The following is a 12,814-nucleotide window of genomic DNA, read 5'->3' as shown; positions in this document are numbered from 1 at the left end:
AACGCCGAAGTAGTAATGAAACAGTTGTGACGAGATTTTCAATATTTATGAAAGAGGCGATCCTGAAATTGCCATATCGGGGGTGTTGGATGGCGTGTGTGGGGTGTGATTAAAGCTTTAAATCAGTTCGTTTTCACGTCGTGTATGCAAACGTCTGCAATCTCTTGCAAAACATGATAATTTGTAAAATAATCTTGAAAAAGCTTGAAAAATGGGGTTTGTAAAACGGGAGTGTCTGACGTTTGGTGAAATCTAGATGAACTGTTGAGATAAAATGAAAACGTATGCTGTACCCTCCAGACAAGGGGGAGGGTGAAGTATAAGGGCGTGCTTTGGCAGTAGTGCGCGTCCGGTATAGAAGGGATGACAGTGATGGCGGACTCCGACATCACGGTGGCCGTGGCCACGCATAAGGCGTACCGTATGCCGATCGACGGCGTATATATGCCGTTGCAGGTCGGTAGGGCGTTGCATCCGAACGTCGATTTGGGTATGACGTGCGACAACACCGGCGATAATATTTCGCAGTTGAACGCACAATATTCCGAACTGACCGGACTGTATTGGATGTGGAAAAACTGCGATGCCGACTATCAGGGATTGGTGCACTACCGCCGTCATTTTGCCAAAAATGACAGTGCGAAACGCCACGGAGACGAAAACGAACGCTTCAGCTGCATCGCAGGAAAACAAGACTATGCGCGTCTGCTCGATACGTGCGAAATCATTGTGCCGGAACGACGCAACTACTATATCGAAACCGTATATTCACATTACGAGCACACCATGCAGGAAGGCCAGCTCGATGCGACACGAAGCATTATCGCGCAAACCAATTCCGACTACCTCGACGCATTCGACGCGCAAATGAACAAAACCTCGGCGCACCTGTTCAACATGTTCGTGATGCGCAAAGACCTCATCAACGAATACTGCTCGTGGATGTTTCCCATCATCGGAGAACTGGCCAAGCATATCGATTCAAGCTCATACAGCGTCTTCGAAATGCGATTTCCCGGACGCATCAGCGAAATCCTCTTCGATGTATGGCTGGAAACCAACCATTACCCGTACGTCGAAATGCCTATCATCAGCCCCGAACCAGTGGACTGGATCAAAAAGGGGTCCGGTTTCCTTATGGCGAAATTCGTAGGCAAAAAGTACGTGAAAAGCTGCTGAAAACAGGTCTTATGGCAGTTTCGACCCAACCCCTCATCAGCGTGATAGTGCCGGTCTACAACGTGGAACGGTATCTCGACCAATGCGTGGAAAGTCTTATCGGGCAAACCTACGAACGATTGGAAATCATACTGGTCGACGACGGATCCACCGATTCCTCCTGCGAACAGTGCAATGCTTGGGCGAATCGTGACAACCGCATTCGTGCGGTGCGCCAATGCAATGCCGGCTTGGCGGCGGCCCGTAACACCGGGCTCGACCTTGCCAAAGGCGAATACATCGGATTCGTGGATTCCGACGATTACGTGCTTCCCGATATGTTCGGCACGTTGCTGCACAATCTGCAGGAATCCGACGCCGACCTGTCGATCATCTCGTACGAACGGGAAAACCCTGACGGCAGCACCTACTGCAACGCTTTTCCCGACAAGAAAATCGTCATGACCTCGCAGGAAGCATTCGCCTATGTGAATCAGCATGGCTACTTTTATGTGACCGCGTGGGACAAACTCGCCAAAAAAGAACTCTTCGATAACCTGCGCTACCCGCTCGACGCCGTCTATGCGGAAGATTCGCCGGTCACCTACCAGCTGCTCGACAAGGCGGATCGCATCGTATACGATTCCACGCCGCTGTACCGTTACAGAATGTCGGAAAACAGTCAGTCGCATGGCATCACCGACAAATTCGCACAATCCACCGGAGCCATGCTCGACTTGGTGCGAACCAAATATCCGCATGTTGAAGCATATGCCGCATATGGGCATCTCGAATCCATTGTCGGTACCTGCAATCGCATCATGCTCGCGCATCAACGCAAGCAATGGGCGCAATTCGAACGGTATGCGCGTACGGAATTGCGCGAATTGCTGCCAATGGTGGAACGCAAGGGAATCATTGGGAAAAGTCAACTGCTGCAATGGAAACTCCTGGCCACCTCTCCGACGCTGTACGGCATGATGTACGCGCTGTACAAGCGACGGCATCCGGAAATCGCATCACATTAGGCATGGTGATGAGATGACCTCGACCATACTGTTCTTGACATTGCTGGCATTGCTGGTGCTGCTGATAGTGGCATATCGCGGGGATTTCGCGGAACCATCCATACTATTCGTGGTCGGATTCACGCTCGCGGTATTCAATGGACTCACCAATTACCGGACCTGGGATTTCGACCTGTCGATGCAAACCTGCTTCGTGGTTGGATTCGGCACGTTCGCATTCGCATTGACGGCTTACGGTGTGAAGGTGTTTTTCCGCAGCTGCGTCGGACATCGGACAGCACATCGGGAATACGGTGAGCCGCAAGATATCGTTCTGCCGATGTGGGTGTACGTTGGCGGCCTGCTGTTCACCGGTTTGGCATTGCTGATCGTGTCACGGCAGATAATCTCATTGACACTGCCCTACGGGGGAGACGGCTCTCTGGACAAAGCCATCGGCTTGTATGACAAACTCAACAAATTCAGCACCAAAGGCGTGGCCCTCTCTGGAATTCCCTCGCTACTGCATCTGGCGACCAACGCCATGGCCTATGCGTGGCTGTTTCTCGCCATGCGCAGCGTGGTGGTCCGTTCGTTGCACAACGATTATCTTGCGGTCATCAATGTGTTGGCGGCCGTTCCGATGACGTTGATTTCCGGCGGACGCAATAGCCTCATTCAGCTTGGCGTTGCCGCATGGACATACTGGGCGTTGTTCCGCAGGCAGAACAACCGTTGGAAAGGCATGCGGCTCGGCTTCCGCACTGTGTTGAAATTCGTGGCCATCGCGCTCGTGGGATTGGCTTCGTTCAAGCCACTGCTGTCGCTGATGGGACGCAAGGCGGGCGACTCGACCATGTACGAATACCTGTCCATCTACATTGGAGCGCCGATAAAAAACCTAGACGCGTATCTCACGAACTCCATGTCGCCTTCGTTGGCGGTCAAATCCACGCAATGGGGAGACATGACATTGGCTTCCACCCGGGCCTCGTTCCCCCAGATATTCGGCAAAACCGTGCTTGACTGGATGCAATGGCAACCCTTCCAACGGTATGGCGAGCGCAGTCTTGGCAACGTATTCACCACATATTACGCATTCATTTTCGACTGGGGCATCGCGGGTGCGATGCTTGCCATCGTGCTGATCGCCGCACTTTCTCAGCTTTGCTATGAAAGCGCGGTTTTCGCATTGCAATACGGCAAGGCGGGCATTCCCATATCGATGATGCTGTACGGTGCCATCGGCTATTGCTGTGCGTTCAGCTTTTTCTCCAACCGTTGGATGTCAACCATGTTCAACCAGATCATGCTCAGAAACATCATTATTTGGGTGGTGCTGATATTCTTCGTGAACTCCGTGCGCATACGCAAACGCGCCTTCGCCAAGCGGGTGGTGCTTTATGTCTGAACGTCAGCCGACCAAGCCGGTCGGGCAGCCGTCCAGCAAGCCGGCCAAGCATCCAACCGACGTGCGCATTCGATCCGTGAAATTCAACGTGCTGATGAACATGATCGTCACCACGTCGTCAGTGATCTTCCCGCTCATCACCGTGCCATACGTGTCGCGCGTGCTTTCCACCGGTGGCACCGGGCATGTGGCGTTCGCTCAATCCGTGGCCTCATACTTTTCGCTGGTGGCCCTCCTGGGCGTTACCTACTACGGAGTGCGCGTCTGCGCTCGCGTACGCGACGACCGCGCGGAACTATCGCGTACGGTGCTGGAATTGCTGGTTATTCTGGCATGCTCCACCACCATGGTGTTCGCGGTCTACCTGGCGTGCCTGTTCACCGTACCGAAAATGAACGCGCAATTCGGGCTGTTCGCGCTTTTCGGCCTGGCCATCTGGCTTTCCTCGTTCGGTGTGGAATGGTTCTATCAGGCGTTGGAACAATACGAATACATCACCGTGCGTAGCGTATGTTTCAAACTGCTGGCATTGGTGCTCATGTTCGCTTTTGTACGGCAGCGCGGCGACTACGCGATATACGGCCTGATCGTGGTGGTGGCCGGGTACGGATCCAACGTGCTCAATCTCCTGCGGCTACGCAGGCTCGTGGACTTCCGCAATTGTGGACATCTCAATATTTCCCGCCATTTCAAACCGATGCTATGGTTCACCATCGCATCCATTTCATCCGGCATGTATATTCAAGTAGACATTGTGATGCTCGGCTTCCTTGGCACCACCGATATGGTCGGCCTGTACCAGCTGGTATCCAAAATCAAATCCGTGCTCGTCACCGCCGTCAATTCCGTCGGCAACGTGATGCTGCCACGCCTTTCGTATTATCAGGCGCGGCGCAAAGAGCGGCAGGCAGGCGAACTGATCGCGAAAAATATGAATTTCGTTATGGTATTCGGCTCCGCGATCATTGCTCTGCTGATATTGCTTGCCGACCCGATCGTGGCATTGCTCGGTGGCGCTGACTTCGCGGAATCCGCGGTTCCGCTACGATTCGTCGGTATTGCGGTGATGTGTTCGGCCATGAATATCGTGCTTGCGAATATCATGATTTCCAAAGGAATGGAACGTACATGGGCCATGGTGAACGCGATCGGACTTGCCTTGGCCGTACTCGCAAACGTGCTGCTGATTCCACAGCTCGGCGTGGTCGGTTCCGCCATCAGCATTTCATTGTGCGAAGCGTTGATGCTGGCGATGCGCTCATATGTGTGCCGCGGGTTTTTGGTTGGCATTCGCACGTCGATCGATCCGATACGTATTCTGCTCAGTGCGATTGCGGCAGGCTGCCTTACGCGGGGCGCGATCGCGATATGCGGTGCCGAGACATGGAACGCCTTCCTGTGGCTGATGTTCGGCGGATTCCTGTTCACGCTGATATATGGCATCGCGTTGCTGCTGTGCCGCGAACGATTCGTTATGGCCATGCTTCAGCCGGTATTCAACCGACTGCATGTACGGAAAACGAATGATGAGAATAACGCGCATGGCGCAAGCAATGCGAGTGACGGACGATATGCAAACAATGGAGGTTGGCAATGACGAACTACGTGATCTGCGAACGTTCGCTGCATCATGCGCACGCTGGATCCAAAGCGCGCGATGACATTCGGCAGGTGCTCGAAAGCCAATCCTGGCAGCCGTTCGAAGTGCGTCCCGGCGAGAACAAAGGGTATTTCGACAAGCTGGTGTGCGTTGGGCGTACGCTTGCCGTTTGGCATCGGCTGGAACGAACCGTTCGCTGCGGGGATGTGGTGTTGGTGCAATTTCCGCTCATCATGTACAATAAGGTGTCGCTGTACGCCTTGCCTTCCGTGCGTAGGATGAAAGCGCGCGGAGCGTTGTTTGTTTTCCTGATTCATGATTTGGAAACGTTACGCGGCTACTCCTACACCGATTTCGACAAACAATGGGTGACCGAAGCGGATCTGCTCATCAGCCACAATCCGCGCATGAGCGAAGTGTTGCGCAAGTACGGCGCGACCGTGCCGATCGTGGAGATCGGCATTTTTGATTACCTGCTGCCGCAAGCGAATCCTGTGCCCATGGAACAGCGTCACGGCATCGATATCGCGGGAAATCTCAGCCATGGCAAAGCCGAATACGTGTATCGGCTGGCCGAGCGATTCCCCAAAGCCGACATCAATCTGTACGGGCCGAAATATGACCGGCGGAACGGCAAAACGGCGTGGTACCGCGGAATCGTCGCACCCGATGAACTGCCAGACAAACTGGAAGGACGATTTGGTCTGATCTGGGACGGCGACAGTCTCGACACCTGCGGCGGCTATTACGGCAAATATCTGACCGTCAACAATCCGCATAAGCTGTCGCTGTATCTTGCAGCCGACAAGCCGGTGATCATATGGAACAAGGCGGCGCTCGCACCATTCGTAGTCGAACAGGGAGTGGGCGTTGCCGTCGAATCGTTGCAAGAGGCCATGGCCGTGGAATACGGCATGACGCAAAGCGAGTATGCGCGAATGGTACGACGGGCTTCGCAATTGGGGCAGAAGCTGCGTGAAGGCTGGTTTACAAGGGAAGTCATGGCCAAGGTGCAGGCGGTATTGCCGTCGTTGCGTCGAGAAAACAAGGAAAGGTGAGATCATGGGCGTGAAGCAGCGAATCAAAACCATCGTTCCGCATCGCGTCTGGCGCGTATTGCAAGGATGCAAAGCGAACATGACATTGGCTTCGTACTATGCGGGGCAGCGCAAACGGTTCCTGAGATTCTGCGCGGGGCAATGGAATGTGGGGCAATCCGAGCAATTGCGCGGCACTATGGTGTATTACATTCATCGTATTGAAAAAGGATTGTCGCATAGACGGTTCCGTGCGGGATTCGGCAGATCCGCGTTCGGGGAGTTGCGTTCCGTGATGGATGAATGGCGGGAACGCGACTATCCGGTTGACGATGTGACGTATATCGCGGCACGGCAGGTGGTTCGTGCATACGTGCGCAAGCATCGGGCGTTGGAGAAGCCGATTCCTGAGTTTGTGGGCGTATGGTTTGCCGACGAAGTGGCCTCGGTGGATATCGAAAGCGTCGAACAAGCCGAAAAAGCCGACGTTGCGGGCAATGCGGGCGTGAAAACCGTGCGTGCCGCAGACAAACGCGACAACGCATCGCTCGACTATGCAGCATTGTTCGCAGGGCGTTCCAGCGTACGCGAGTATGCCGAAACCCCTGTTGATATGGGAACGGTGCGTAAGGCCGTAAGCATGTCGATGAAAACGCCATCGGTATGCAATAGGCAGGCATATCGCGTGCTGCTGATCAGCAATCCGAAATTCATCGAACAGGCATTGGCGTTGCAGGGCGGGTGGCGTGGGTACGATGCGCCTCCGGTGCTGGCGTTGATCAGCGTGGACGTGCGCAGTTTCGTAAGCGTTGAGGAACGCAACGAGCCGTATATCGACGGAGGCCTGTTCGCCATGGCGTTCCTGACCGCATTGGAATGCGAGTCGCTGGCCGCCTGCCCTCTCAACACCATGATGCGTGAGAAGCAGGAGCATGAGATCCGCAAGCTGTTGGGCGTGCCCGACTACGAAACGCTGATTGCGTTCGTGGCGATCGGCAACTTCCCGGAAAGCATCGAATCGCCGGTATCGTTCCGGTATGATGCTTCGGTGATCACACGGGAGCTGAACTGACGATGAGCCATACCATCAGTGTGATCATTCCCGTCTACCGTGCCACGTTGCAAACGTTGCATGATTGCGTGAACAGTCTGCAACGGCAGCAGGGCAGTGGCTTCCGTATCGAAGCGGTGATTGTATTCGATGGTGAGCCGGCATTCGAAACGGCACCGATCTCGAATTGGAATTCGCCATTGGTCAGCATTCGTACGGAAACGATCGCCCATGCCGGAGTCTCCGCGGCTCGCAACGCGGGATTGCGCGCGGCCACGGGGCAGTGGGCGATGTTCCTCGATGCGGATGATGCGCTCGCCGAGCATGCCGTCGACGGCATGCTTGCGTTTGCGGTGCGATACCGCTGCGATGTGGTGATGGGGGCGTACCGCAACGTGCTTGCAGGTGCCGATGCCGATGCGAACGGTGTTCCCGACGCCGCTGGTGCCGTCATTATGGGCGGCAAAGGCGAGGGGTCTCCAAGTGTGGAAGAACACCATTATGCTGAAACTGACATGGTGTTCGAGGGACGCAGGCGTCTTGACCTATGCGAGGATATGCTCCGACCGCAGCGAGGTATCGCGCTTGTTTGGGGCAAGCTGTACAGCATGCCGCTGATCAAAGGGATCGACGGATTCAACGAAACCTTGAGTTTGGGAGAGGACGCCGAATATGCGTTCCGTGCGGTCGCGGCGGCGAATCGAATCGGCTATGTGGATGAAATGGTGTACGAATACCGCCGCAATGCGGATTCGGCGGTGCGGTCGTTCTCCAACGATTATGTGCGGCGAACAATATCTGCGATCGAAACAATGCGCGATACCATTCGTCAATTTCGGGAAATATCTGATGGAACGCTCGATGATTACACATTATTTCATCTGACGATCATTATGATCAATGATCTGTTCAATCCCGAAGCGCCATGGAACCGTCATGAACGAAAGAATCACTATGGAAAAGTAGTGAACATGCCGGTTTTTCGGCAGCCGCTTGATCGATATCGGGGAGGTCGTTTTCCTGTGACCCGACAAATCGCGTTGCTTTCGATGAAATATCGATGGTATTACGTGAGCGCTGCGATCGCATGGGTGCGTCATAAGCAATTCAGTGGAAAACAATGAGAAAGCGGAGTGCTTCTGCAATAGCGAGAAAACAAAGAAATAACTACTTGAACGACGAAGAAATATGGACGAGAAGCATAATATTATCGGTCTAATCACGTATCATGCTGCCTATAATTATGGTTCGGTATTGCAGGCGTATGCCACGCAATCAACCATCACGGACATGGGGCATGACGTTACCGTCATCGACTACCGGCCGCTTGAGGGCGAACGCTACTATGAACGCTTATATTGGCGTGGGCTGGGCCTCAAATCGTCCCTCGCGGATTTAACCATGCTGCCGGTTGCGGGACTGCGCAAGAAGCGCATGCGCAATTTCGAGCGGTTCATCAGCACGAACATACATGTGGGCCAACGACGCTATCAGGAGCCGGAAGAGCTGAATTCGCTGGCTGACGCATTCGACGTGGCCGTGAGCGGCAGCGACCAGATCATCAACAAGCATTCCAACGAGCTGGAACGCGTCGACTGGAAGTACATGGACCCGTACCTGCTGAAATGGGCGAACTGCAGGAAAATCTCGTATGCTTCGTCGCCGGCCACCATGACCGACGATGAGCTGCGGCGCATCGGACCGGCGTTGGTGGAATTCAGCGCGCTTTCGGCGAGGGAACGTTCCGCATGCGGCAAACTGCGGCAGGTAAGCGGCAAATATGTGGAACACGTATGCGATCCGACGCTGTTGCTCAACGCGGGCGAATGGGAGGAACGCATACCGTTGCGTAAGTCGCAACACGTGCCCGAACAGTATCTGCTGTTTTATTCGCTGCTGCGTCCCAAGCGTGCTGTCGGCGTATTCAGGCAACTGCGTGAACTGTCTCGTCGAGTCGGCCTGCCTGTCGCAGTGCTGACGCCGCAGGCGGGCAATGTGCCGAAATGCGATGAGCTTGTCAATGTGCTCGAGGCAGGGCCGGAAGAATTCCTCTCGCTGGTGAAATATGCGGAGGGTGTAGTTACGGACTCCTATCATGGCACGCTGTTCTCCATCAACTTCCATAAACCGTTCTGGGTGTATACGGAAGGTACCAAAGAGCATGAACTCGGCACCAGACGCGGTCAAATCCTGCAGGAAGTGCAATTCGCCGACAGAATCATCACTGATTTTTCCGAAGTTGATTGTACTGATACCTCACAAACCATCGATTTCTGCAATGCCGATATTGCACTGGATATCATGCGCAGCCGCTCAAAGCGATATCTGCACGACGCTTTGAGCTGATTATGCTAAATCCGCTGATTTTGATGTGTGTATTTTCATGCGTATAGAAGCGTTTGAATATGATTTGAGCCTTGGAGTGATATTGAATTCCAAGGCTCAAATGTTTTATGGATATCGGCGGTTGCCGTTTACTTGATGGTGATGGTGATGGTGGCGGTTTGGTTGCCGACCTTCACGTTCACCTTGGCGGTGCCGGTCTGGACGCCGTAGACGGTGCCGGTGCCGGAGACCGCCACGGCGGCCCCGTCACTCCACCAGACAGCGTCGGACGGGGTGGCGTCCTGGGTGCCGATCACGTAGAGCTCGGCGAGGTTGCCTTTCTGGATGGACAGTTTGCCGTCCGCGACGCCCTTGCCGGAGATGCTGATGGCGGAGTCGTCCGGGATCGTGCCGTCCTCGTTCACCTTGCCGGAGGTCCAGGAGACGCCGAGCGCCTTGGTCTTGTCGGCCTTGGACTTGCGGTCCTTGGCCGAGTCCCACGTGGTCTTGCCGTTGGCGTCGACCTTGATCAGACGGAATGTGATGGCGTTGCCCTTGCCGACCTTCGTGGTGCCGGTGTACGCGTTGCCGTACCTGGCGAGCTTGACGCCGCCGGCGCGGGTCCAGGTCTTGCCCTTGCCCTGGCCCCAGTCGCCGACCGCGTACAGGGTCTCGCCGGTCTTGAGGTCGGCGGCCGCGTTGATGGTGATGTCCACGGTGTTCTCGACCGCGTTGGTCCACTTGAGGTCCACGGTCTTGGTCTTGTCGGCGGTGGCCTTGACGTCGCCGATCTCGTCCCATGTGGTCTTGCCGTTCGCGTCGACCTTGATCAGTCGGGCGGTGATGGCCTGGCCCTTGGTCATGGTGGTGGTGCCGGTGTACGCGTTGCCGTTCTTGGCGAGCTTGACGCCGCCGGCGCGGGTCCAGGTCTTGCCCTTGCCCTGGCCCCAGTCGCCGACCGCGTACAGGGTCTCGCCGGTCTTGAGGTCGGCCGTGGCGCTGAAGGTGATGTCCGCGGTCTTGATAACCGGAGGCGTTGCCGTGCAGGTGATGGCTGTCAGCGAGGCGGACGAACCATCCCAGCTCACCTTGCCCGAGAATTCAAAACCAGGCTGGCTGGCCCCCGGCATCTGCGAGCCGTTGCCGTTGGAGAAGATCACGCGATAGGTGCCCTCGCCCAAATCCGGAACCTCATACTTGTATGTGCCGGCCTTGGCGCACGAATCGGCGGCCGCCATCGCGGTCATCTCCACGCCCGGCCAGGCCGCGTTGTTCTTCGCGGTCGCTCCGTCGCCCGTGTACACGTACGCGTACATCTTGCTCCAGCCGGAAGGCTTCGTCGCGTAAATCGTGTTCGCCTGAACCTCAACCTTGGTGTAGGTTGCGGTGAACTCGAGCGCTTCGCCGCTTTCGGCGCCGGTGCCCTTGACGGTCAGGGTGACGGAATCGCCGATCTCCATATCGCCGCCGATGGTGAGCGAGTCGCCGTCAACGAAGGAGCCGTTCTTGCCATTGCTCAGTGAGTAAGTGAGATTGGTGGCATTGCTGGCGTTCAGCGTCACCTTGATGGTGTTGGAGGAGAACTTCTTGCTGACGGTCGCGGAAACGGATTCCTTCACGCTCGTGTTGAAGTACACGCTCACCGCATCGCCCTTGGCGGTGCCGGAAGTGATCTTGCCGTTGGAAACGGTGATGGTGCCGCCGTTCACCTGATCGGTGTACGTGCCGTCGTCAAGCTTGGTCGGAGTGCCGGCCAGATTCTGGTCGCCGCCCATGTTGGCGATGCTCACGCCGTCATTGCCGGCATTGTTGTCGGTCTTGTAACGTTCCACCATGAGGCAGGAGTTGTTGTTCTGTTCGGAACCGCAGTTGCGCAGGTATTCGGCCTCGCCGTCCATGGCATTGCGGAAATGGTTGACGGCCGCAACAGCCGTGTCTTTCCACATGTCATCGCCGGCGTCGCCCAGCTGAGAGGCTTCTGCGAACTGGGGCTGATTGCCGCCGGAGGCCTTCGGACGGTTGAAGAACAGTGGCGCTCCGCCTGCGCGTGCGCCGACCACGGCCCAGCCGAAGCGTATCTGATCGTTGGTCAGATACGTGGATTCCTTGTCGCTATTGGCATAGTTGTCGTGGGACTCCACCCAGGTGACCAGCTGATCGTCGTTGACGCCCCCGTTGCGCAAGCTCATAAGATTGCCCGCATTGAGATTCTTGCTCCACAGTGCAGAACGGATGGTCTTGCCATAGTCGGAGGCCGTGGCTCCGCCGCCGCCTTCGCCATACTTGGCATACAGGTTGGCGTACGCCTTGTAATCCAGTCCGGAATCGCCCTGCAGCACTTCGCCGTACTGGTATTGCGAGCCGTTCTGCAGAATGGTGGTCCAATACTGCGAACCGTCGAATTCGTTCGGCAGTTCGACGTGCTTGCCGGCGTCGAAACGGAAGCCGTCAACACCGTCGTTCACCGCGGTTTTCAGGAAGTCGTGCATACGATTGGCGACTTCCGGATTGGCGGTGTTCAGATCCCATAGGCCCAGCAGGTGGCAGTGCGTCACCTGCCAACGGTTGGAATAATCGATGTTGTCGCCGCCGGAGCCGCTGCAGGAGTTGCGCGCATGGAAATATTCGCTCTTCTGCCAGTCGGAGTCGATGGCGTTCCAGTCGGCGGTGAAGTGGTTGGCCACAACGTCGACGATGATGCGGATGCCATGCGCGTGGGCTGCCACGGTCATGGCTTTCAGGTCGTCTTCGCTGCCGACCACGAAGTTGCCGATGGAGGTGTTCGTCGGCTGATACACGTAATACCAATTTTCGGTGAATTTCTTGCCGTTGGCGTCGTTCACCTTGATTTTGCTCATCGGCTCGGTCTGAATGGAGGTGTAACCGGCTTCGGCGATCTCATCCATATGTTCGGTGATGGTGTTGAACGACCACATCCACGCGTGCAGAATGGCGCCGTTCTTCATCTCCTTGGTCAGACCGTACTTTTTGCGTGCTGCTTCGAAAGTCGGGTTGCCTACGGTGTCCGCATAACTGTTACGGTCGGTGCTCGCCTGTGCGGAGACGCTGGCGACTGCCAGTCCGCCGAAAACTGTGGCAAGGGCTGTGGCGCCCACCGCCAGCTTCTTGCTGACGCGCAGACCCAGCTTCTGCCAGGCGGGAGTTGGTTTCCGATGTTTCATTGACCTTCCTGATCCTTCTTTTTCTTGTGTTTGGGCCGGTATC

At 55.8% G+C, this 12,814-nt stretch carries 9 protein-coding genes; 8 read left to right on the top strand and 1 reads right to left on the bottom strand.

Annotated elements, in window-relative coordinates; all coding sequences use genetic code 11:
- Positions 1-372 precede the first annotated feature (372 nt).
- The 8 genes from BBPC_RS07475 (at position 373) to BBPC_RS07440 (ending at position 9,610) form a co-directional block, all read left to right on the top strand.
- Positions 373-1,179 carry a DUF4422 domain-containing protein gene (locus BBPC_RS07475; protein WP_022245479.1) on the top strand — a complete coding sequence of 269 codons (807 nt, stop codon included), beginning with the start codon at positions 373-375 and terminating at the stop codon, positions 1,177-1,179.
- An 11-nt stretch (positions 1,180-1,190) separates the two neighbouring features.
- Positions 1,191-2,186 carry a glycosyltransferase family 2 protein gene (locus tag BBPC_RS07470; protein ID WP_004221241.1) on the top strand — a complete coding sequence of 332 codons (996 nt, stop codon included), beginning with the start codon at positions 1,191-1,193 and terminating at the stop codon, positions 2,184-2,186.
- Positions 2,187-2,199: 13 nt separating this feature from the next.
- A complete protein-coding gene (locus BBPC_RS07465) occupies positions 2,200-3,576 on the top strand; it encodes an O-antigen polymerase (RefSeq protein ID WP_004221243.1) in 1,377 nt (458 codons plus the stop codon).
- The gene (locus BBPC_RS07460) at positions 3,569-5,173 is read left to right on the top strand and encodes a flippase (protein WP_004221245.1); all 1,605 of its coding nucleotides are present in this window, start codon (positions 3,569-3,571) and stop codon (positions 5,171-5,173) included. The genes BBPC_RS07465 and BBPC_RS07460 overlap by 8 nt, the downstream gene beginning before the upstream one ends.
- Complete coding sequence (locus tag BBPC_RS07455) at positions 5,170-6,234, top strand: hypothetical protein (protein ID WP_004221247.1); 1,065 nt, start codon at positions 5,170-5,172, stop codon at positions 6,232-6,234. Before BBPC_RS07460 ends, BBPC_RS07455 begins: the two co-directional genes overlap by 4 nt.
- Before the next feature lie 4 nt (positions 6,235-6,238).
- Entirely contained in the window at positions 6,239-7,285 is a 1,047-nt protein-coding gene (locus BBPC_RS07450; protein ID WP_004221249.1) for a nitroreductase family protein, read from the top strand.
- A 2-nt stretch (positions 7,286-7,287) separates the two neighbouring features.
- Positions 7,288-8,388 (top strand): glycosyltransferase, encoded by a 1,101-nt coding sequence (locus BBPC_RS07445; RefSeq protein WP_004221259.1) that lies wholly within the window; start codon positions 7,288-7,290, stop codon positions 8,386-8,388.
- A 64-nt stretch (positions 8,389-8,452) separates the two neighbouring features.
- Entirely contained in the window at positions 8,453-9,610 is a 1,158-nt protein-coding gene (locus BBPC_RS07440; protein WP_004221261.1) for a polysaccharide pyruvyl transferase family protein, read from the top strand.
- A 128-nt stretch (positions 9,611-9,738) separates the two neighbouring features.
- Here BBPC_RS07440 and BBPC_RS07435 read toward each other — a convergent pair whose 3' ends face one another.
- The gene (locus tag BBPC_RS07435; protein ID WP_004221262.1) at positions 9,739-12,771 is read right to left on the bottom strand and encodes an alpha-amylase family glycosyl hydrolase; all 3,033 of its coding nucleotides are present in this window, start codon (positions 12,769-12,771) and stop codon (positions 9,739-9,741) included.
- Positions 12,772-12,814: the final 43 nt, after the last annotated feature.

Source organism: Bifidobacterium pseudocatenulatum DSM 20438 = JCM 1200 = LMG 10505 (assembly GCF_001025215.1).
Lineage (GTDB): Bacteria > Actinomycetota > Actinomycetes > Actinomycetales > Bifidobacteriaceae > Bifidobacterium > Bifidobacterium pseudocatenulatum.
The sequence above is the reverse complement of the archived record's forward strand: the minus strand, read 5'-3'. Positions and strand labels throughout refer to the sequence as shown.

Bases quoted from the DNA above. Each gene is read 5' to 3' on its own strand.
- BBPC_RS07475 (WP_022245479.1), top strand. From the start codon at position 373: ATGGCGGACTCCGACATCACGGTGGCCGTGGCCACGCATAAGGCGTAC.
- BBPC_RS07470 (WP_004221241.1), top strand. From the start codon at position 1,191: ATGGCAGTTTCGACCCAACCCCTCATCAGCGTGATAGTGCCGGTCTAC.
- BBPC_RS07465 (WP_004221243.1), top strand. From the start codon at position 2,200: ATGACCTCGACCATACTGTTCTTGACATTGCTGGCATTGCTGGTGCTG.
- BBPC_RS07460 (WP_004221245.1), top strand. From the start codon at position 3,569: ATGTCTGAACGTCAGCCGACCAAGCCGGTCGGGCAGCCGTCCAGCAAG.
- BBPC_RS07455 (WP_004221247.1), top strand. From the start codon at position 5,170: ATGACGAACTACGTGATCTGCGAACGTTCGCTGCATCATGCGCACGCT.
- BBPC_RS07450 (WP_004221249.1), top strand. From the start codon at position 6,239: ATGGGCGTGAAGCAGCGAATCAAAACCATCGTTCCGCATCGCGTCTGG.
- BBPC_RS07445 (WP_004221259.1), top strand. From the start codon at position 7,288: ATGAGCCATACCATCAGTGTGATCATTCCCGTCTACCGTGCCACGTTG.
- BBPC_RS07440 (WP_004221261.1), top strand. From the start codon at position 8,453: ATGGACGAGAAGCATAATATTATCGGTCTAATCACGTATCATGCTGCC.
- BBPC_RS07435 (WP_004221262.1), bottom strand. From the start codon at position 12,771: ATGAAACATCGGAAACCAACTCCCGCCTGGCAGAAGCTGGGTCTGCGC.